Below are 19,058 nucleotides of genomic sequence, written 5' to 3'. Positions count from 1 at the left end.
GGCTCTCACGTGATTCTTCTCGGTGTTGCCATCAGCATCGCTGTCGTCGTCGCCATCGGTTTCTACGTCTCCAAAAAAGTCGAAGGCGACAGCTCCAACTTCCTGGTCGGCGGCCGGATGATGCCGTACTGGCTCGTCGGCGGCGCCCTCATGGGCTCGGCCGTCGATACCAACGCCACGCTCGGCAACACCGACCTGGCCTACGGATTCGGCTTCTGGGCCGGCGCCGCACTGCCGCTGGGCCTGGCCCTCTGCCTGCTGATCACCGGCATCTTCTTCGCCAAGCCGATGAACCGGATGGGCCTGATGTCCTTCCCCGACTACTACCGACTGCGGTTCGGCCGCTCGGTGGAGATCGGTGCCTCGCTGTTGCTGATCGTCGCGTTCTGCATGCTGGTGGCGGGCAACCTGGTGGCGGGCGGGCTGCTGTTCAACTACTTCCTCGGCATGCCCTACTGGTTGGGCGCGGTGCTGATCGCCGCCATCGCCGTCGCCTACACCGGTACCGGCGGGCTGATCGCCGACGCCTACACCGCGATCATCCAGATGGCCCTGATCCTGATCGGCGCCATCGGGCTGCTGGTGTGGATGGCCAACACCCACGGCCTCGGCAGCCCCGAAGGAATGGGTCCGCTGGACTTCGGTCAGCTCTCGGACCCGAACCAGGGTGCGGTGATCAACTGGGCCACCCTGATCGCGCTGGGCATCGGCGACATCGTGGCCATCGACTTCATGCAGCGGGTGTTCGCGGCCAAGTCTCCGGAAGCCGCCCAGAAGGCCTGCTTCTCGGCCGCTGCGGGCACCGCCCTGATCGGCGTGCCGTTCGGTATCGCGATCCTGTCCGCGGCGTCGTTCCTTCCCGCCGAACTCGACGGTCCTGTGCTGTTCGTGCTGCTGGACCAGTACGCCCCCGCGGCACTGACGGTGCTGGTGCTGTGCGGCCTGGTGGGTGCGTCGATGAGCACCGCCAACGGAGCCATCCTGGCCATCTCCAACGTCTGCGTGCGAAACCTCGGCGGCGTGCGCCGCACCCACATCACCGGCAAGGGCGACCCACTGCTGAGGGCCTGCCGCCTCGCCATGGCCCCGATGACGGTGCTGTCCATCTTCATCGCGGTGTATGTGCAGCAGACCGGCATCCTGCTGACTTTGGCGTTCGACCTGATGCTGGCCTGCCTGGTGGTGCCGTTCATCCTGGGCCTGGTGTGGCGGCGCGGCACCATCGTGGCGGCGCTGGCCGCCATGGTGGTCGGACTGGTGGTGCGCATCGTGTTGTTCGCGATGACACCCACGATGTACGGGGTGGAGAACACCATCCTCTACATCCCCAACGATCTGGTGACGGCGGCGTTCGACGGGTGGCCGACGTTCATCGCGTTCGCCGCGTCCATCGCCACCTACGTTGCGGTGTCGCTGGCCACGCCACCGGCAACACTGCGCGGTCTGGACATCACCGTCGCCGACGATGTGGACGACGCGCTGGCCGCGGGCGTTTCGGCCAAAGCGGTGCTCTAGTACGGCCGATCGTCGAATTCAGTTGGGGCACACCGCACTCCACGGCACGGTCAGCACGGCGTCCCGCAGGCGGCGCCGTTGCTGTTCCACCGGAAAGCCGTTGTCGCGCAACGCTGTCAATATGGCCCGCCAGCGCACCCGCGGACCGAACACTCCATGGCCGGCGGCCGCAGCCCACGCCCGGTCGGCGGCCTCCAGTAGAGAATGGATGGGCTGACCCGCAACATTGTGGTGGATCAACACTTTCGGCAACCGCTCGGCCAGATCCGAGGGCCGCTCGATGTGGTGCGGATCGCAGGCCAGGGTCAGGCTCAGCGGGCCGTCGGCGTCCAGCAGCACCCAGCAGCACCGTCGACCCAGCTCGTCGCAGGTGCCGTCGACGATCAGGCCCCCCGGTGCCAGCCCGGCCTGCATCGTCGACCACGCGCCCGCCACCTCGTCGACCGGATACTGGCGCAGCACGTTGAACGCCCGTACCAGCACCGGCTGAAAACCGGCCAATTCAAAACCGCCCAAATGGAATTCGACGTCACCTCCGCACTGCCGGGCCACCCGCACCCGTTCCGGGTCGATCTCCAACCCCACCACACGGACGTCGCGGCGCACCGTCGTCAGCCGCGCCGCCATCTCCAGTGTCGTCACCGGCAGCGCGCCGTAACCGAGATCCACCACCAGCGGATCGCCGGCCGACTCCAAAGCTGAACGCACAAGCGGAGAGTGCACCATCCAGCGGTCGCAGCGGCGCAACCGGTTACGGCCGGTGGTACCGCGGGTGATGGCGCCGAGGGGCTTCATCACCGATGCCGTGATACCCAGTCGGACATGAACGCGCCCTCGGAGTCGAACAGCCCGGTGATGTTCGACATGATCAGCTGTTCGAGGGTGCCGCCCACAAACGGGATGGACACCTTGCACACGCTGGCCAGTCGCAACCGGCTGCCCGAGGCCGTCTCGGTGAGGTGGTAACTGCCGCCGAAATGCCCGAGGCCTGCGGGGATGCTGGCCTTGTAAGTGCCTTCAGCGGAAGCGGTTTCACGGTCGAACGGGTCGAAGTGCTGTTCGCGGGTCACCACCATGTCCACCGGCATGACGGCGCGGGCCACCGACGGCAGCTCGCTGCGCGGCATCACCTGCCGGAACACGATGTCGGTGCCCGATTCGCCGGTGCGGAAGTCGGTCAGCTCGGAGATCTGCCTCTGCCATCGGTAGGCCGACATCAGCGATTCCCAGAACTCGCGATCGGTGAACTCGGTGTAGATCCTGAACGCCGTGGCCTCGAACTCCACGAGGTGTTCCATGCGGCGGGTCATCCGCGGGCGAGCCACGCTGTGGTGAAACGCTGCTCCTCGATCAACAGGTTTGTCAGCTGAGCGCCGATGAACGACTCCAGTTTGCCGCCCACCAACGGGATCTTCACTTCGACGGACGCGCGCAGGTCCATTCGTGCTCCGCTGCCATTGCCCGACAGTGAACTGGTGCCGCGCAGGGTGGCCGGCGCCCCCACGATGGCGCACTCGACGGTCCCGGCGGCCGTGCCGTCCACCACCGGCTGCCAGGTCTCGCGTCGTTGGATGCGCATGTCGCCGCTGTGGAACTGGGCGGCCACCGCGGGCAGGAACTCCCGCGGCAGCACCAGGGTGGTGGCGACGGTGACGGTGCCGTTGCTGGTCGACAAGGAATCCAGCAACGACTCACCCACTCCCACTTCGTCGAGACGGGCCTGCCAGTACTGCTGGTCGCCGAAGGCCTGGCGCACCTGCTCGACTGTTCCCTCGTACTCGACGGACATGTCGAATGAACGCGGCATAGCCCGTGAGGCTACCGTTACCGCCCGTGACCGGTTCGCTCTTCGGTGGCGCGGCGGTGGCGCACGACGTGCCGCTGGCGCCTTTGACCACCCTGCGGGTGGGGCCGGTGGCGCGCCGGGTGATCACGTGCACCACCACCGACCAGGTCGTCGAAACCCTGGCCGCGCTGCGCGACGAATCTCACCTGGTGCTGGCCGGCGGCTCCAACGTCCTGATCGACGACGACATCTGCGATCTGACGGTGGTACACCTGGCCAGTCCGCGGATCTCCCTCGACGGTCCCATCATCCGGGCCGAGGCCGGAGCCGTGTGGGACGACGTGGTGGTGACTGCCATCGCCGCAGGCCTGGGCGGGCTGGAATGCCTGTCCGGGATCCCCGGCTCGGCGGGCGCCACGCCGGTGCAGAACGTGGGCGCCTACGGCGCCGAGGTCGCCGACACCTTGACCCGCGTCCGGTTGCTCGACGGCGACGTGGCGCGCTGGGCCGACGCCGCCGAACTCGGCTTCGGCTACCGGACCAGCATCCTGAAGCGGCCGGGCCCGGTGCCGGTGGTGCTGGAGGTGGAGTTCACCCTCGACCCCTCGGGGCGCAGCGCGCCGCTGCGCTACGGCGAACTGAGCAGGGAACTGGCGGTCGACGCCGGTAATCGGGCCGAGCCGGCGCGGGTCCGGGAGGCGGTGTTGAGGCTGCGCCGCGGCAAGGGCATGGTGCTCGACGAGCATGACCACGACACCTGGAGTGCCGGGTCGTTTTTCACCAATCCGGTGGTGAGTGTCGAGGAGTTCAACCTGCTGCGTGATTCGGTGCAGGGTCAGGTGCCGCACTACCCGGCCGGCGAGTGCGTGAAGCTGGCTGCGGGCTGGTTGGTGGAACAGGCAGGCTTCGGCAAGGGCTACCCGGGCAAGGATGCGCCGGCGGCGCTGTCCACCAAGCATGCGCTGGCGCTGACCAACCGCGGTCACGCCCGCAGCGCCGATGTCGTCGCGCTGGGCCGTCGGGTCCGCGACGGGGTGTGGGAGCGTTTCGGAATCCGCCTGGAACCAGAACCTGTTCTGGTTGGCTGTGTGATCTGACCTGCTGGATTTCACTGGTGTCGGCCTTGGTCCGTAACCTTGGACCACGTGTACATGAATCGTCGTCGCGCTCTCGGGGCGCTCGTTCTCGGCGTCGCCGCACCCGGTGCGCTGGCGGCGTGTGCGGAAGCGGCGAACAAGGTCGAGGAAGCGGTGCAGGGCCCGCCACCGGAGCCCACGCTGTCCTTTACCCCCTCGGTGGCCACCGCTGACGTCGCGCCCACCGAACCGGTCAGTGTCGCGGTCAAGGACGGCTGGTTCCAGAAGGTCGCGCTCACCAATCCGGACGGCAAGGTTGTTGCGGGCAATCTCAACCGCGACCGCACCGAGTTCACCACGGCCGAACCGCTGGGCTACGGCGTCCAGTACACCTGGAGCGGGTCGGCGGTGGGGCAGGACGGCAAGTCGGTGCCCGTCGCGGGCAGTTTCACCACGGTGGCACCGGCGGTCACCGTCAACGGTCAGTTCCAGCTCGCCGACGGCCAGACCGTCGGTGTCGCGGCGCCGATCATCCTGCAGTTCGACGCGGCCATCGCCGAAGAGGACCGCGCGGAGGTGGAGAAGGCACTCAAGGTCACCACCACGCCCGTGGTCGAGGGCAGTTGGGGCTGGCTGCCCGACGAGGTGGGCGGATCACGGGTGCACTGGCGCACCAAGGAGTACTACCCGGCGGGCACCGTCGTGCATGTCGACGCCAACCTCTACGGTGTGCCGTTCGGCCAGAATGCTTACGGCGCAGCCGATTCGACGCTGGACTTCACAGTCGGCAGGTTCCAACTGGTCAAGGCCGAGGCGTCGAGCCACCGCATCCAGGTGCTCACCGACGCCGGAGTCATCATGGACTTCCCGTGTAGCTACGGCGAAGGCGACCTGGACCGCAACGTCACCCGCAGCGGCATCCACGTCGTCACGGAGAAGTACGAGGACTTCTACATGACCAACCCTGCGGCCGGTTACGCCAACGTGCGGGAACGTTTCGCGGTGCGCATCTCCAACAACGGTGAGTTCATCCACGCCAACCCGGCCAGCTCCGGCGCGCAGGGCAACTCCAACGTCACCAACGGCTGCATCAACCTCTCGATCACCGACGCCGAGCAATACTTCAACACCGCGATGTACGGCGATCCGGTGGAGGTCACCGGCACCCGCATCGACCTGTCCTACGCCGACGGCGACATCTGGGACTGGGCGGTGCCGTGGGAAGAGTGGACGTCGATGTCGGCGATCAACTCCCACACCTCGGAGCTCAACCTGCCGAGCACCGCACCCGCCACACCCACCGACGCGCCGGTGCCCACGGCTGCGCCGGGCGGCTAGATGTCGTGACCTGAGGCGTTGTTGTCAGACGGCGAGCCGGCTGATGGGTGGTTTTCCCCCGCACCGTACCGCTGCGTTGCAGGTATTTCGCGTCGGAGACCGAGTCAGACCCTGCGGTTGAACCGGCCGTGGGGCGCCTGGTCGCGGGGCCGGATGACGATGGTGTCCAGATCCACATGCGGCGGCCGGGAGGCGACGAAGCCGATGACCTCGGCGACGTCCTGGGCCACCAGCGGCGTGATGCCCGCGTACACCTTGTCGGCCTTCGCCTGATCTCCGCCGAAGCGCACCAGTGAGAACTCGGTCTCCACCGCACCCGGTGCGAGTTCTGTCAGGCGCACCGGCTTGCCCAGCAGCTCGCCGCGCAGCGTGCGGTGCAGTGCACCCTGGGCGTGCTTGGCGCCGGTGTATCCGGCGCCGCCGTCATAGGTTTCGAACGCCGCAATGGAGGTGACGGTCACGATCAGGCCGTCGCCCGAATCGATCAGCTTGGGCAGCAGCGCACGGGTGACCCTCAGCGTGCCGAGCACGTTCGTCTCCCACATCCAGCGCCAGTGGTCGTAGTCCGCGTCGGCCACCGGGGCAAGGCCTTTCGCGCCGCCTGCGTTGTTGATCAGCACCGACACCGGACCGGCAATCGCGTCGGCCAGGGCCGCCACCGCCGCGTCATCTGTGACGTCGGCCACAATCGCGGTGCCGTTGATCTCAGCGGCCAAAGCCTCGATCCGATCCGCCCGGCGAGCCACTGCTACAACGTGAAATCCCTGTGCGGCAAGAACTTTCGCGGTGGCTTCACCGATGCCGGAACTGGCGCCGGTCACCACGGCGATGCGGCGGTCGGCCTGGGGGGAGGCGGCAGTTGGGCTTGTCATGGGCCCAACTCTAGTGACCGTGCTACTTTGTCCTACGTGTTGAGGGGTGTCCAGAGCGCGCTTACCGGGATGTGTTGTTGTCCCGGTCTTTGCCGCGCCTGACGACCCCAGGGAGTTTCCCGAGTCGCACGACGTGGCCCGCAGCCCATCGTTCCGACTTCCTCGAGGACCCCTCCCATGACTGCAGCACTCACCCGCAAGACCACCGGTTCCGGCCGCCCGACGCGGGTTGCCGCGCACCCGCTGCGGACCCGCCACGCCATCGTCGCGCCGGCACTGCGGATCGGCGACGCCGCCTCGGCCGCGGTCTTCAATGCCGCCCGGCTGCGTGGCCCGATCGCCCGCGACGTCATCGCCCAGGTCACCTCACTGTCCATCGCCACGGTGAACCGCCAGGTCACGGCGCTCCTGGACGCCGGTCTGCTGCGTGAGCGCGCGGACCTGGCGGTGTCCGGTGCGATCGGCAGGCCGCGGGTTCCTGTCGAGGTCAACCACGAGCCCTATCTGACCCTCGGTGTGCACATCGGCGCCAAGACCACCAGCATCGTGGCCGCCGACCTGTTCGGCCGCACGCTCGACGTGGTGGAAACCCCCACCCCGCGCGGGCCGCAGGCCCAGGCTCTCGCGGCGCTGGCAGGCAGTGCGCGGCGTTACCTGTCCCGCTGGCACCGTCGTCGTCCGCTGTGGGTCGGGGTGGCCATTGGCGGCACCGTCGACGGCAACACCGGCCACGTCGACCACCAGCGGCTCGGTTGGGCGCAGGCCCCGGTGGGGCCGGTGCTGGCCGAGGCGCTGGGACTGCCGGTCTCGGTGGCCGCGCACGTGGACGCCATGGCCGGTGCCGAGCTGCTGCTGGGCATGCGCCGTTTCCCCAACCCACAGGCCACCAGCCTCTACGTCTACGCCCGCGAGACCGTGGGCTACGCGCTGGTGATCGGCGGGCGGGTACACAGCCCCACCACCGGTCCCGGCACCATCGCGAACCTGCCCGCACACTCCGAATTGCTCGGTGGCTCAGGCCAACTCGAGTCCACGGTCAGCGACGAAGCAGTGCTGACCGCCGCGCGCGGACTCGGGGTGGTCGGCGACAACGCGTCGATCTCCTCGGTGATACGCGCCGCCCGCGACGGCAGTGCGCCCGGCCAGCAGCTGCTTCGCGAGCGGGCCCGGGTGCTCGGCGAAGCGGTCGCCCTGCTGCGTGATCTGCTGAACCCCGACGACCTGGTGGTCGGAGGTCAGGCGTTCACCGAGTACCCCGAAGCCATGGCCGATGTGGAAGCGGCCTTCGCCGCGCGCAGTGTGCTGCCCTCGCGCGACATCCGGGTCAGTGCGTTCGGCAACCGTGTGCAAGAGGCCGGTGCCGGCATCGTCTCCCTCGGTGGCCTCTACACCGACCCGCTGGCGGCGATGCGGCGGGCTGCGACCAGTGCCCGGGTGCTGGCCACACCGGAGGCCGCGATACCGCACCCCGCGTGATCCGGGTGCCGGCCCCGGGGTGTCATGATTGACGGTGTGCGCGTCGCCGTGTTGTCGGTCCACACCTCGCCGCTGGCCCAACCGGGTACCGGCGACGCCGGGGGGATGAACGTCTACGTCATGCAGAGTGCGCTGCACCTGGCCAGACGTGGCGTCGATGTCGAGATCTTCACCAGGGCCACCTCGTCGTCGGACGAACCGGTGGTGCAGGTGGCCCCCGGGGTGCTGGTTCGCCACGTGGTGGCGGGTCCGTTCGAAGGTCTGGACAAGAACGACCTGCCGACCCAGTTGTGCGCCTTCACCGCCGGGGTGTTGCGCGCCGAGGCCACCCACGAGGCCGGTTACTACGACATCGTGCACAGTCACTACTGGCTCTCCGGTCAGGTCGGCTGGCTGGCCCGCGACCGCTGGGCGGTGCCCCTGGTACACACCGCCCACACCTTGGCGGCGGTGAAGAACGCGGCCCTGGCGCAGGGCGACCGCCCGGAACCGCCGCTGCGTTCGGTGGGGGAGCAACAGGTGGTCGATGAGGCCGACCGGCTGATCGCCAACACCGAAGACGAAGCGCGTCAACTGGTTTCGCTGCACCAGGCCGATCCGGCCAGGATCGACATCGTGCACCCCGGTGTCGACCTGACGACGTTTCGCCCGGGATCCAAGGCGACGGCGCGGGCTGAGCTCGGCCTCGATCCGGTGGCCCCCACGGTCGCGTTCGTCGGCCGGATCCAACCGTTGAAAGCGCCGGACGTGCTGCTGCGCGCCATCGCCCTGCAACCCGGGGTGCGCGCAGTGGTGGCCGGTGGACCCTCCGGCAGCGGGCTGGCCGCCCCGAACGGGCTGGTTGCACTGGCCGCTGAACTGGGTATCTCCGACCGCGTGACGTTCCTGCCGCCGCAGTCCCGCGACCAACTGGTCCAGGTGTATCGCGCCGCGGACCTGGTGGCGGTGCCCAGTTACTCGGAATCCTTCGGGTTGGTGGCCATCGAGGCGCAGGCCTGCGGCACCCCGGTGGTGGCCGCCGCTGTCGGCGGACTACCCGTGGCCGTCCGCGACGGTGCCACCGGCGCCCTGGTGGACGGACACGACCCGCAGCGCTGGGCCGACACCATCGGCACGCTGCTGGCCGGTGACCTCGACGCGTTGGGCCGTGCCGCCGTCACGCACGCCCAGGAGTTCAGCTGGGACCACACCGTCGACGACCTGTTGGCCGCCTACCACCGGGCCATCACCGACTACAGCCGTACGCATCGTCGCCCGTCGGCCCGTGACCTCGCCACTAGGCGAGGTGCGCGGCGCTGGTCGCGCAGGCGGGGCGTCCGCGCATGAACCAGTCGGTGACGGCACTCATCGAGGCGGCGCTGCAGGAACGCGAGCTGGTCTACACCCGGCACGAGGGCGCGCACGGCGGCCTGCCCGGCCTCGTCGTGGAACTGCCCGGCGACCGCAAGCTCAAGACCAACACGATCCTGAGCATCGGCGAGCACTCGGTGCGGGTGGAGGCCTTCGTGTGCCGCAAACCCGACGAGAACTTCGAAGGCGTGTACCGGTACCTGCTCAAACGCAACCGCCGGTTCTACGGTGTCGCCTACACGCTGGACAACGTGGGCGACATCTACCTCGTGGGCCGGATGGCGCTGGAATCGGTCACCGCCGACGAGATCGACAGGGTGCTGGGTCAGGTGCTCGAAGCCGTCGACCAGGATTTCAACACCTTGCTGGAATTGGGTTTTCGTTCGTCCATCCAGAAGGAGTGGGCGTGGCGGGTGTCGCGCGGAGAGTCGCTGAAGAACCTGGCGGCATTCGAACACCTCATCGAAGACGAGAAGAACCCCTGATCGTGAGAGGAGCCGCGGGCAGTCGCGTGAGAGACTGACCACATGGCTGAATCGACACTGGTGCTGCTCCGTCACGGCGAGAGCGAGTGGAATGCGCTCAACTTGTTCACCGGCTGGGTGGACGTCGATCTGACCGACAAGGGTCGTCGAGAAGCGGTCCGTTGCGGCGAACTGCTGCTCGCCGAAGGCGTGCTGCCCGACGTGCTGTACACCTCCCTGCTGCGCCGCGCCATCACCACCGCCAACCTGGCGCTCGATGCCGCCGACCGGCATTGGATCCCGGTGCACCGCGACTGGCGGCTCAACGAGCGGCATTACGGTGCGCTGCAGGGTCTGAACAAAGCCGAGACCAAAGAGAAGTACGGCGAAGAGCAGTTCATGTCGTGGCGCCGCAGCTATGACACCCCGCCGCCGCCCATCGAGAAGGGCAGCGAGTTCAGCCAGGACGCCGATCCGCGCTACGTGGACATCGGCGGCGGCCCGCTGACCGAATGTCTTGCCGACGTGGTGGCGCGCTTCGTGCCGTACTTCGAGGAAACCATCGTCCCCGACCTGAAGTCAGGCAAGACGGTGCTGATCGCCGCGCACGGCAACTCGCTGCGTGCGTTGGTCAAGTACCTCGACGGTATCTCCGACGAGGACATCGTGGGGCTCAACATCCCCACCGGCATCCCGCTGCGCTACGACCTCGACGAGAATCTCAAGCCGATCATCGCCGGCGGCACCTATCTGGACCCCGAAGCCGCCGCTGCGGGCGCAGCCGCGGTAGCCAGCCAGGGCGCCAAGTAGCGCTGCGGGCAAGCACCGGGCAAACACCGGTTGAACGCAGGTGAACACGAGTGAAACACCTGGTCGTGACTGTGTGACTTGTCCCGAATTGGCCTCACGCTGCTGGGATGGCGTTCACTCGATGCGTACGATTTTCGCGTGAGTGTGCTGTCGGCGTTCATCGTCGCCGGGGTCTGCGCCCTGGTAGCGCTGTCGGCAGGTATCGCCATCGGAGCCGTTGTGGTGCCCCGTTTCACTGAGCGTCGCAAACGGGCTGCCGCACTGGCCAGCGGCATCACCGTCTCGGAGATGCTGCAGCGGCTCGTCACGCTCGCGCCGGTCGGGATCGTGGTGGTGGACATCCACCGCGACGTCGTGTTCATGAACGAACAGGCCGCCGCTCTGGGCGTGGTCCGTGACCGGCTGCTCGACGACCGCGCCTGGGTGGCCGCCCAGCGCACCCTGGCCACCGGTGAACCCAGCGTCATCGACCTGTCGCCGCGCAAACCGGGCCCGTCGGGACGCTCCGGGTTGTCGGTGCGAGGCCAGGTGCGGCTGCTGGCCGAGGAGGACACCCGGTTTGCGGTGCTCTACGTCGACGACCAATCCGAGCACGCCCGGATGGAGGCGACGCGACGTGATTTTGTCGCCAACGTCAGCCACGAACTCAAGACCCCGGTGGGTGCCATGGGGGTACTCGCCGAAGCGCTGCTGTCCTCGCCGGAAGACCCCGAGCTGGTCCGCCGGTTCGGTGGCAAGGTGCTTGCGGAGTCCAATCGGCTGGCCAACATGGTGGGTGAGCTGATCGAGCTGTCCCGGCTCCAAGGTGGCGAGCGGCTACCTGATCTGGAGCCGGTCGATGTGGACATTGTTGTCTCCGAGGCGCTTTCGCGGTACAAAGTGGCAGCCGACAATGCCGACATCGACATCACCACCGACGCTCCGACCGGTCTGCGGGTGCTGGGTAACCAGCCGCTGCTGGTGACGGCCTTGGCCAACCTGATCTCCAATGCCATCGCCTACTCGCCGCACGGTTCCACGGTGTCGGTGAGCCGTCGCCGGCGTGGAGACAACATCGAGATCGCGGTGACAGACCGCGGTTTCGGCATCGCACGCGCCGATCAGGAGCGGGTGTTCGAAAGATTCTTCCGCGTCGACAAGGCGCGGTCGCGGGAGACCGGTGGCACCGGATTGGGGTTGGCGATCGTCAAGCACGTCGCTGCCAACCACAACGGGTCCATCCGCCTGTGGAGCCAACCGGGCACCGGATCGACGTTCACGCTGTCGATCCCGGTGTTCACCGGACAGATAGATCTCGACACCGACGGAGAGGAATGAGGACGTCGATGACCAATGTCCTGATCGTGGAGGATGAAGAGTCGCTGGCCGACCCGCTGGCCTTCCTGTTGCGCAAGGAGGGGTTCGAGGCGACGGTGGTGGGCGACGGCCCGTCGGCGCTGGCTGAATTCGACCGCACCGGAGCCGATATCGTGCTGCTGGATCTGATGCTGCCGGGGATGTCGGGCACCGATGTCTGCAAGCAGCTGCGGGCTCGCTCCAGTGTGCCGGTGATCATGGTGACCGCGCGGGACAGTGAGATCGACAAGGTGGTGGGCCTCGAGCTCGGCGCCGACGATTACGTCACCAAGCCGTACTCGGCCCGTGAGTTGATAGCCCGGATTCGCGCGGTGTTGCGTCGCGGCGGCGACACCGACGACCTCGGTCTCGCTGACGGCGTGCTCGAGGCGGGGCCGGTGCGCATGGACGTCGAACGGCACGTCGTCAGCGTCAACGGAACCCAGATCACCTTGCCGCTCAAGGAGTTCGACCTCTTGGAGTACCTGATGCGCAACAGCGGGCGGGTGCTCACCCGTGGGCAGTTGATCGACCGGGTGTGGGGTGCGGACTACGTCGGCGACACCAAGACCCTCGATGTGCATGTCAAACGGCTGCGCAGCAAGATCGAGGCCGACCCGGCCAACCCGGTGCACCTGGTGACGGTACGGGGATTGGGTTACAAGCTGGAAGGCTAGCGGGCCGGGCTTGGAAGGCTCAGCTTTCTGCAGAAGGGCTGTGAGTCACGAGGATTCACCGCCCTGGCGCAGAAAATCAGGTGTGTGACTCGGCGGCTCTGGTCGCGGGATGCACCGCGATCAGCCCCAAGCCGCTGCGGCGCTTGCACATCGCGGCCAGCTCGGCGTAAGCCTTCTCGCCCAGCAGCTCGGTGAGCTCAGCGGCGTAGGACAGGTACACCTGCTTCTTGCCGACGTGCGCGGCGGGATCGCCGGTGCAGTACCAATGCAGGTCCTCACCGCCGGAACCCCAACCGCGACGGTCGTATTCGGTGATCGTGGTCTTGAGGATGTCCACTCCGTCGGGCCGGGTCACCCAGTCCTGGGTGCGCCGGATCGGCAGCTGCCAGCACACCTCCGGCTTCATGGTCAGCGGTTCGACGCCGAGCTTGAGCGCCTTGCTGTGCAACGCGCATCCGATGCCGGCCTTGAAACCGGGGCGATTGAGGAAGATGCAGGCGCCCTTGTACTTCCGGGTCCGCAGGTTGGGCTTGTCGTCGTAGGAGTCCATCTCGAGGTAGCCCTTGCGGCCCAGGCCTTTGTCGCGGAACTGCCAGTCGTCGGCGGTGAGCGTCTTGACCGCGTCGTCGAGCATCGCCCGGTCGTCGTCGTCGGACAGGAACGCACCGTGCGAGCAGCAGCCGTCGTCGGGGCGGCCCGCCACCGTGCCCTGGCAGGCGGGGGTTCCGAAAACACAGGTCCAGCGTGACAACAACCACGTCATGTCCGCGACGATCACGTGTTCGGCGTTGTCGGGGTCTGAGAATTCCACCCACTCCCGGGGGAAGTCCAGATCCACTTCACCGGGATGGTCGGGGTGCCATGCTGTCACGAAACCAACGGTAGACGAATTGCAGCGGTGCGTCCGTGCATGACATCCCTGGGTATAGGTTTGGGTACGTGCGATTGGGCGTGCTCGACGTGGGTAGCAATACCGTTCATCTGTTGGTGGTCGATGCCAGGCGTGGTGGTCACCCGACGCCGATGAGCTCGACCAAGGCTGCGCTGCGCCTGGCCGAGGCCATCGACAACTCGGGCAAGATCACCCGTAAGGGTGCCGACAAACTGGTCACCACCATCGACGAGTTCTCCCGAATTGCGGCCAGCTCGGGCTGTGTGGAGCTGATGGCGTTCGCGACGTCGGCGGTGCGCGATGCCACCAATTCCGAGGACCTGATCGCCCGCGTGCGGGCCGAGACCGGGGTGGCGCTGCAGGTGCTGTCCGGGGTGGACGAGTCGCGCCTGACATTCCTGGCGGTGCGGCGCTGGTACGGCTGGAGCGCCGGACGCATCATCAACATCGACATCGGCGGCGGCTCGCTGGAGCTGTCCAACGGTGTCGACGAGGAACCTGACGCGGCGCTGTCACTGCCGATGGGCGCGGGGCGGCTGACCCGGGAGTGGCTGCCCGACGATCCGCCGAGCCGTCGCACCATCGGGGCGCTGCGCGACTGGCTCGACAACGAGCTGTCCGACGCCAGTGCCACCCTGCTGAAAGCGGGCAGCCAGGACCTGGCGGTCGCGACGTCCAAGACCTTCCGGTCGTTGGCGCGGCTCACCGGTGCGGCTCCCTCGGGGGCGGGACCCAGGGTGAAGCGGACGTTGACAGCCAACAGTCTCAGACAGCTCATAGCGTTCATCTCTAGGATGACGGCGGCTGACCGTGCGGAATTGGAAGGAGTGAGCACCGAGCGCGCCCCGCAGATCGTGGCAGGTGCCTTGGTGGCCGAGGCGACCATGCGAGCGCTGTCGATCGAATCTGTGGACATCTGTCCGTGGGCGCTGCGCGAGGGACTCATTCTGCGCAAACTGGACAGCGAAGCAGACGGAACGGCTCTGGTGGAAACTCCGGTGCGGGAAACGGGAAGCCCCACAGTGGACCGGCGTGACGGCCGGTCGAGAGGCAACAAACGATGACAGGACCACAGGACAGCGAAACCAGCACTCGGCCCATCTCGGTGGCCGAGCTGCTGGCCAAGAACGGAACCATCGGCGCCGCGCCACCGGGAGGTCGGCGCAGGCGTCGTCGTGGCAACAGCGACGCCGTCACGGTCGCCGAGCTCACCGGCGAGATCCCGATCATCCGCACCGGAGAGCTCCCCGTCGTCCGAGACGAACCCGAACCGACCCAGGAAGCCGAAGCAGAACCCGAGGCCGTCGAACCCGAGCAGCCCACTCCGGCCACCAACGGCTCCTCCGCCGAGACCGAGGAGCCGCGGTCGCGTCCCGAGCTCGCCGACATCCCCGTGGCCCGACGCGGCCCCGCCGCCAAACCCGAGCGCAGCCGCTTCCCGATGGCCGCTCGCCGCGGTGCCGCCGAGACCATGAGCCCCGACCCGATCGTCGAGGAGGCCGCGCAAGCCGACCTCGACCTGGACACCGAGGTCGAGGAGCAGCCCGACCAGCTCGGTATCGGGTCCACCCCGTCCGAGGCTTCCTCCCTGCAGACCTATCTCAAGGCGACCAGCGGGCCGCTGTTCGGCGGGCAGACCGTCGCCGACGACATGGCCCGCCAATCCAGCAGTGGCGCCGACCTCGATGTGGTTGGTGACGACCTCGAGGTGGAGGAAGCGCTCGAGGAGCCCGCCGAGAAAGGCGCGGCGAAGAAACGCAGCGCCGCTGCGTCCACCGACCAGCTCTCGCGTGGTCAGCTGGTGGTGCGCGGTCTGCTGATCGCGGCGCAGTCCATCGTGGCGGTGGCCTTCGGCGCGGGACTGTTCATTGCCTTCGACCAACTGTGGAAGTGGAACAGCATTGTCGCGCTGATCCTTGGTGTCCTGGTGATCCTCGGTCTGGTGGTGGGCGTCCGGGTGGTCCGCAAGACCGAGGACATCGGCAGCACGCTCACTGCGGTGGCGGTGGGTGCCCTGGTGACATTCGGGCCACTGGCTCTGCTGCAGGCGAGCTGAGTTCGCCCAGGCCTCATTCCGGTGCGCCCAGCCATCAAGGTCGGCCTGTCCACGGCCTCTGTGTATCCATTGCGCACCGAGGCCGCCTTCGAGTACGCCGCACGCCTGGGTTATGACGGCGTGGAGTTGATGGTCTGGGCCGAGACGGTCAGCCAGGACATCGCCGCCATCGAGACCTTGTCGGCGCGGTACTCGATGCCGGTGCTGTCGGTGCATGCGCCGTGCCTGCTGATCTCGCAGCGCGTCTGGGGCGCCAACCCGATCACCAAACTCGAACGCAGCGTGCGCGCCGCTGAACAGCTGGGTGCCCAGACGGTGGTGGTGCACCCGCCGTTCCGCTGGCAGCGTCGCTACGCAGAAGGCTTCAGCGAGCAGGTCGCCGAACTGGAGTCCGGCAGCGAGGTGTTGGTGGCGGTGGAGAACATGTTCCCGTTCCGCACCGACCGGTTCTTCGGCACCGGGCAGTCGTCCATCCAGCGGATGCGCAAACGCGGCGGCGGGCCAGGGGTCGGCATCTCGGCGTTCGCGCCGTCCTATGACCCGCTGGACGGCAACCACGCGCATTACACGCTGGACCTGTCGCACACCGCCACGGCGGGCACCGACGCCCTCGAGATGGCGCATCGGATGGGGGAGGGGCTGGTGCACCTGCACCTGTGCGACGGCAACGGCGCCTCCACCGACGAGCACCTGGTGCCGGGCCGTGGGACGCAGCCCACTGTGGAGATCTGCCAGATGCTGGCGGCGGGTGATTTCGCCGGGCATGTGATTCTGGAGGTCACGACGTCGGGGGCGAAGTCGGTCTCGGAGCGGGAAACACTGCTGGCCGAGTCGCTGAACTTCGCCCGGACGCACCTGTTGCGCTGAGTGGAGGATCCGCATGTCCGCAGAAACCCGGTTCTCGCATGCCATGGCCTTGCAGCCGGGCCCCGTCGACGGTGACCGGGTGCAGTTCACCGGGCACCTCAACGAGCACTGGACCATCGGGCCGAAGATCCACGGCGGCGTGATGTTGGCGCTGTGCGCCAAGGCGGCCCGGTCCGCGGTCGTCGACGGTCTGGAACCGGTGGTGGTGTCGGCGAACTACCTGCACGCTCCCGATCCCGGGCCGGTCGACCTGGAGGCCAGCGTCCGCAAACGTGGTCGGCAGGTCAGCCTGGTCGACGTCGACCTCGTTCAGGGCGGCCGGGTGGCGGTGCGGGCGGCTGTGACTCTCGGCGTGTCCGAACGAGACTCAGCGGCGCTGCTGGACACCAGCCCGGTGGCCGCGCTGATGAGCCCGGAGCCGCCCGTCGACGTCGCGCCCATCGGTCCGGGACATCCGCTGGCCGGGGTCAACCATCTGGTGGCCGGGTGCGATATCCGTCCTGATCTGTCGGAGCTGCGCCCGGGTACGGAGGTCCCGCGTACCCGGATCTGGGTGCGGCCCCGTGACGAGGCTCCCGACGTGTTGTTCGCGTTGTTGTGCGGGGACATCTCTGCGCCGGTGACGTTTGCGGTGCAACGCCGGGGGTGGGCGCCGACGGTGCAGTTGACGGCTTTCCTGCGCCGCCGCCCGGCCGACGGCTGGTTGCGGGTGTTGTCCACCACCACCGAGATCGGCACGACGTGGTTCGACCAGGACTACGTGGTGGTCGACAGCGCGGGCCAGGTGGTGGCCCAGACGCGCCAGCTGGCCCTGGTGCCGGCGCGGGATCCGGCCGAGTTGAAGGCCCGACGCTAGTCGGGGCCGGTTCTGCGTCGCCCTGTCGGTTCGCCGGGGGAGCCCCCACCTGGCCTCGGCCTCCTGGCGCGTTAGATGGGCCACTCCCGCCGGTGGCTGCCAGGGTGCGGCCGTCACCATTCGTTAGGGTCCCCCCATGTCAAGAATCGCGATTCTCGGTGGCGGCAACATGGGCGAGGCGTTGCTCGCCGGATTGTTGCGTGCCGGTCGGCAGGTGAAGGATCTGGTGGTGTCCGAGCGGATGCCCGAGCGGGCGAAGTACCTCTCGGAGAAGTACTCGGTGCAGGTCGCCTCCGTCAGCGATGCCGCGGAGCACGCCCAGTACGTCGTGCTCGCCGTCAAACCCTCTGATGTCGACTCCGTGGTGGCCGAGGTGGCCGAGGCTGCGTCCAAAGCCGACGCCGACAGTGCCGAGCAGGTGTTCGTCAGCATCGCCGCCGGGGTGTCCACGGCGTTCTACGAATCGAAGCTGCCTGCCGGCTCGCCGGTGGTGCGGGCCATGCCCAACGCACCCGCACTGGTCGGCGGCGGCGTCACCGCGTTGGCGCGTGGGCGGTTCGCGTCCGTCGAGCAACTCAAGGGCGTCGCGGAGATGTTCGACAGTGTCGGTGCCGTGCTCACGGTCGCCGAGAGTCAGCTCGACGCGGTGACGGCGGTCTCCGGTTCCGGCCCGGCGTACTTTTTCCTCATGGTGGAGGCGCTTGTCGATGCCGGGGTGGACGCGGGGCTGCACCGATCGGTGGCCACCGACCTGGCGGTGCAAACCATGGCGGGGTCCGCGGCGATGTTGCTGGAGCAGATCGACGAGGGTCGGCGAGCGGTGTCTGAGGCAGGTGGCGCCGGCGGCCAGTCGGTTGGCCCTGACACCACTGCGGCCCAGCTCCGCGCGACGGTGACGTCACCGGGCGGCACCACGGCAGCCGGTCTGCGGGAGCTGGAGCGCGGAGGTTTGCGGGCTGCGGTCGCCGCCGCCGTGGAATCCGCCAAAAAGCGCTCTGAGCAGCTCGGAATTACATCAGAGTAGTTCAGGAATTTTGAACGGATAACCCCACACCCGTCGCAGTAACCCCATCAGCCCCGCTATTCTCCTCGTTGTAAGCGCGTGTTCGTGCCAGCGGAGGGGAAGCCGCTGGAACTGGCCGTGCCTGATTGATTGGGTTGCGATGACGTCTATGAACGGGCCATCGGGTGGCAAGCGGGACAGTGGAGGCGGTGACGGCCAGCCGGCCGCCAGGACGCAGTTCCTGACTGTCGCTGAAGTCGCTGCGCTGATGCGCGTCAGCAAGATGACGGTGTACCGACTCGTGCACAACGGCGAGCTGCCGGCGGTGCGGGTGGGGCGTTCGTTCCGCGTGCACGCCAAAGCGGTCCACGACCTGCTGGAGACTTCGTACTTCGACGCAGGCTGACCGGGAGTCGGGCGAACTGGTTGCCCGCTTTTTGGTAGGGGCCACTCTTTCGGTAAGGTGGCCGGGTTCAGTCGTGTCGGTGAAGCGCGCTTTGCGCGCTGGTAGTAGGCAGCGGAGTTCATGGGTTCAGTCATCAAGAAGCGGCGCAAGCGGATGTCGAAGAAGAAGCACCGCAAGCTGCTGCGTCGTACCCGGGTGCAGCGCAGAAAACTCGGTAAGTAACTCGCCATGGGTGCGGGTCCGCCGTGTGCGGGCCCGCATCATCGGTGTGTAGTGCCC

Annotated in this window: 21 protein-coding genes; 16 read left to right on the top strand and 5 right to left on the bottom strand. The window is 67.7% G+C overall.

Annotated elements, in window-relative coordinates; translation table 11 throughout:
- Positions 1-9: 9 nt before the first annotated feature.
- Complete coding sequence (locus BVC93_RS05720) at positions 10-1,515, top strand: sodium:solute symporter family protein (protein WP_083736323.1); 1,506 nt, start codon at positions 10-12, stop codon at positions 1,513-1,515.
- Positions 1,516-1,533: 18 nt separating this feature from the next.
- Here BVC93_RS05720 and BVC93_RS05715 read toward each other — a convergent pair whose 3' ends face one another.
- Genes BVC93_RS05715 through BVC93_RS05705 form a run of 3 tightly spaced genes read right to left on the bottom strand, consistent with a single transcriptional unit; the run spans position 1,534 to position 3,322 of the window.
- Entirely contained in the window at positions 1,534-2,310 is a 777-nt protein-coding gene (locus BVC93_RS05715; RefSeq protein WP_157517181.1) for a class I SAM-dependent methyltransferase, read from the bottom strand.
- Positions 2,310-2,813, bottom strand: coding sequence for a DUF2505 domain-containing protein (locus tag BVC93_RS05710; protein WP_083740826.1), 504 nt, complete (start codon positions 2,811-2,813; stop codon positions 2,310-2,312). The genes BVC93_RS05715 and BVC93_RS05710 overlap by 1 nt, the downstream gene beginning before the upstream one ends.
- Before the next feature lie 8 nt (positions 2,814-2,821).
- Positions 2,822-3,322 carry a DUF2505 domain-containing protein gene (locus BVC93_RS05705; RefSeq protein WP_083736322.1) on the bottom strand — a complete coding sequence of 167 codons (501 nt, stop codon included), beginning with the start codon at positions 3,320-3,322 and terminating at the stop codon, positions 2,822-2,824.
- Positions 3,323-3,348: 26 nt separating this feature from the next.
- Here BVC93_RS05705 and BVC93_RS05700 point away from each other — a divergent pair, with 26 nt between their 5' ends.
- Both BVC93_RS05700 and BVC93_RS05695 read left to right on the top strand, forming a co-directional pair.
- Entirely contained in the window at positions 3,349-4,398 is a 1,050-nt protein-coding gene (locus tag BVC93_RS05700) for a UDP-N-acetylmuramate dehydrogenase (protein WP_083736321.1), read from the top strand.
- Between the two features lie 54 nt (positions 4,399-4,452).
- Positions 4,453-5,715, top strand: coding sequence for a L,D-transpeptidase (locus BVC93_RS05695; protein ID WP_083740825.1), 1,263 nt, complete (start codon positions 4,453-4,455; stop codon positions 5,713-5,715).
- A gap of 104 nt (positions 5,716-5,819) precedes the next feature.
- Here BVC93_RS05695 and BVC93_RS05690 read toward each other — a convergent pair whose 3' ends face one another.
- Positions 5,820-6,587, bottom strand: a complete 768-nt coding sequence (locus BVC93_RS05690) for an SDR family NAD(P)-dependent oxidoreductase (RefSeq protein WP_083736320.1) — start codon at positions 6,585-6,587, stop codon at positions 5,820-5,822.
- A gap of 177 nt (positions 6,588-6,764) precedes the next feature.
- On the opposite strand from BVC93_RS05690, the gene BVC93_RS05685 reads away from it, so the two are divergent.
- The 6 genes from BVC93_RS05685 to regX all read left to right on the top strand — a co-directional run bounded on the left by BVC93_RS05685 (position 6,765) and on the right by regX (position 12,699).
- Positions 6,765-8,063: an ROK family protein gene (locus BVC93_RS05685; RefSeq protein WP_083736319.1), complete on the top strand. Its 1,299-nt coding sequence runs from the start codon at positions 6,765-6,767 to the stop codon at positions 8,061-8,063.
- A gap of 24 nt (positions 8,064-8,087) precedes the next feature.
- Positions 8,088-9,389 (top strand): D-inositol-3-phosphate glycosyltransferase, encoded by a 1,302-nt coding sequence (gene mshA / locus BVC93_RS05680; protein ID WP_083736318.1) that lies wholly within the window; start codon positions 8,088-8,090, stop codon positions 9,387-9,389.
- Positions 9,386-9,898 (top strand): YbjN domain-containing protein, encoded by a 513-nt coding sequence (locus tag BVC93_RS05675; protein ID WP_083736317.1) that lies wholly within the window; start codon positions 9,386-9,388, stop codon positions 9,896-9,898. The genes mshA and BVC93_RS05675 overlap by 4 nt, the downstream gene beginning before the upstream one ends.
- 42 nt (positions 9,899-9,940) lie before the next feature.
- Positions 9,941-10,687 carry a phosphoglyceromutase gene (locus BVC93_RS05670; RefSeq protein WP_083736316.1) on the top strand — a complete coding sequence of 249 codons (747 nt, stop codon included), beginning with the start codon at positions 9,941-9,943 and terminating at the stop codon, positions 10,685-10,687.
- Positions 10,688-10,825: 138 nt separating this feature from the next.
- Positions 10,826-12,004 carry a sensor histidine kinase gene (locus BVC93_RS05665; RefSeq protein WP_083736315.1) on the top strand — a complete coding sequence of 393 codons (1,179 nt, stop codon included), beginning with the start codon at positions 10,826-10,828 and terminating at the stop codon, positions 12,002-12,004.
- An 8-nt stretch (positions 12,005-12,012) separates the two neighbouring features.
- Positions 12,013-12,699: a two-component sensory transduction protein RegX gene (regX, locus tag BVC93_RS05660; protein WP_083736314.1), complete on the top strand. Its 687-nt coding sequence runs from the start codon at positions 12,013-12,015 to the stop codon at positions 12,697-12,699.
- 76 nt (positions 12,700-12,775) lie between these two features.
- Here the strand turns inward: regX and BVC93_RS05655 are convergent, their stop codons facing one another.
- The gene (locus tag BVC93_RS05655) at positions 12,776-13,570 is read right to left on the bottom strand and encodes a hypothetical protein (RefSeq protein ID WP_083736313.1); all 795 of its coding nucleotides are present in this window, start codon (positions 13,568-13,570) and stop codon (positions 12,776-12,778) included.
- A gap of 68 nt (positions 13,571-13,638) precedes the next feature.
- On the opposite strand from BVC93_RS05655, the gene BVC93_RS05650 reads away from it, so the two are divergent.
- From BVC93_RS05650 to BVC93_RS05620, 7 genes are all read left to right on the top strand, one after another.
- Positions 13,639-14,655, top strand: coding sequence for a Ppx/GppA phosphatase family protein (locus tag BVC93_RS05650; RefSeq protein WP_083736312.1), 1,017 nt, complete (start codon positions 13,639-13,641; stop codon positions 14,653-14,655).
- A complete protein-coding gene (locus tag BVC93_RS05645) occupies positions 14,652-15,647 on the top strand; it encodes a hypothetical protein (protein WP_083736311.1) in 996 nt (331 codons plus the stop codon). The genes BVC93_RS05650 and BVC93_RS05645 overlap by 4 nt, the downstream gene beginning before the upstream one ends.
- 21 nt (positions 15,648-15,668) lie before the next feature.
- Positions 15,669-16,514 (top strand): sugar phosphate isomerase/epimerase family protein, encoded by an 846-nt coding sequence (locus BVC93_RS05640; RefSeq protein WP_083736310.1) that lies wholly within the window; start codon positions 15,669-15,671, stop codon positions 16,512-16,514.
- 13 nt (positions 16,515-16,527) lie between these two features.
- On the top strand, positions 16,528-17,370 hold the full coding sequence (locus BVC93_RS05635; RefSeq protein ID WP_083736309.1) for a thioesterase family protein: 843 nt from the start codon (positions 16,528-16,530) through the stop codon (positions 17,368-17,370).
- Positions 17,371-17,506: 136 nt separating this feature from the next.
- On the top strand, positions 17,507-18,394 hold the full coding sequence (gene proC, locus BVC93_RS05630; RefSeq protein ID WP_083736308.1) for a pyrroline-5-carboxylate reductase: 888 nt from the start codon (positions 17,507-17,509) through the stop codon (positions 18,392-18,394).
- A gap of 139 nt (positions 18,395-18,533) precedes the next feature.
- Complete coding sequence (locus BVC93_RS05625; RefSeq protein ID WP_083736307.1) at positions 18,534-18,779, top strand: cell division/environmental response transcriptional regulator; 246 nt, start codon at positions 18,534-18,536, stop codon at positions 18,777-18,779.
- Between the two features lie 120 nt (positions 18,780-18,899).
- Positions 18,900-19,001, top strand: a complete 102-nt coding sequence (locus BVC93_RS05620) for a 30S ribosomal protein bS22 (protein ID WP_003402602.1) — start codon at positions 18,900-18,902, stop codon at positions 18,999-19,001.
- Positions 19,002-19,058 lie beyond the last annotated feature (57 nt).

This window comes from Mycobacterium sp. MS1601 (genome assembly GCF_001984215.1).
In the GTDB taxonomy this organism is placed as follows: Bacteria; Actinomycetota; Actinomycetes; order Mycobacteriales; family Mycobacteriaceae; genus Mycobacterium.
This window is presented reverse-complemented; position numbering and strand designations above follow the sequence as displayed.

Excerpts from the sequence above, each read along its gene's own strand:
- BVC93_RS05715 (WP_157517181.1), bottom strand. The coding sequence starts at position 2,310 with ATGAAGCCCCTCGGCGCCATCACCCGCGGTACCACCGGCCGTAACCGG.
- BVC93_RS05710 (WP_083740826.1), bottom strand. The coding sequence starts at position 2,813 with ATGGAACACCTCGTGGAGTTCGAGGCCACGGCGTTCAGGATCTACACC.
- BVC93_RS05705 (WP_083736322.1), bottom strand. The coding sequence starts at position 3,322 with ATGCCGCGTTCATTCGACATGTCCGTCGAGTACGAGGGAACAGTCGAG.
- BVC93_RS05695 (WP_083740825.1), top strand. The coding sequence starts at position 4,453 with ATGAATCGTCGTCGCGCTCTCGGGGCGCTCGTTCTCGGCGTCGCCGCA.
- BVC93_RS05690 (WP_083736320.1), bottom strand. The coding sequence starts at position 6,587 with ATGACAAGCCCAACTGCCGCCTCCCCCCAGGCCGACCGCCGCATCGCC.
- BVC93_RS05685 (WP_083736319.1), top strand. The coding sequence starts at position 6,765 with ATGACTGCAGCACTCACCCGCAAGACCACCGGTTCCGGCCGCCCGACG.
- mshA (WP_083736318.1), top strand. The coding sequence starts at position 8,088 with ATGATTGACGGTGTGCGCGTCGCCGTGTTGTCGGTCCACACCTCGCCG.
- BVC93_RS05675 (WP_083736317.1), top strand. The coding sequence starts at position 9,386 with ATGAACCAGTCGGTGACGGCACTCATCGAGGCGGCGCTGCAGGAACGC.
- BVC93_RS05670 (WP_083736316.1), top strand. The coding sequence starts at position 9,941 with ATGGCTGAATCGACACTGGTGCTGCTCCGTCACGGCGAGAGCGAGTGG.
- regX (WP_083736314.1), top strand. The coding sequence starts at position 12,013 with ATGACCAATGTCCTGATCGTGGAGGATGAAGAGTCGCTGGCCGACCCG.
- BVC93_RS05645 (WP_083736311.1), top strand. The coding sequence starts at position 14,652 with ATGACAGGACCACAGGACAGCGAAACCAGCACTCGGCCCATCTCGGTG.
- BVC93_RS05635 (WP_083736309.1), top strand. The coding sequence starts at position 16,528 with ATGTCCGCAGAAACCCGGTTCTCGCATGCCATGGCCTTGCAGCCGGGC.
- proC (WP_083736308.1), top strand. The coding sequence starts at position 17,507 with ATGTCAAGAATCGCGATTCTCGGTGGCGGCAACATGGGCGAGGCGTTG.
- BVC93_RS05625 (WP_083736307.1), top strand. The coding sequence starts at position 18,534 with ATGACGTCTATGAACGGGCCATCGGGTGGCAAGCGGGACAGTGGAGGC.
- BVC93_RS05620 (WP_003402602.1), top strand. The coding sequence starts at position 18,900 with ATGGGTTCAGTCATCAAGAAGCGGCGCAAGCGGATGTCGAAGAAGAAG.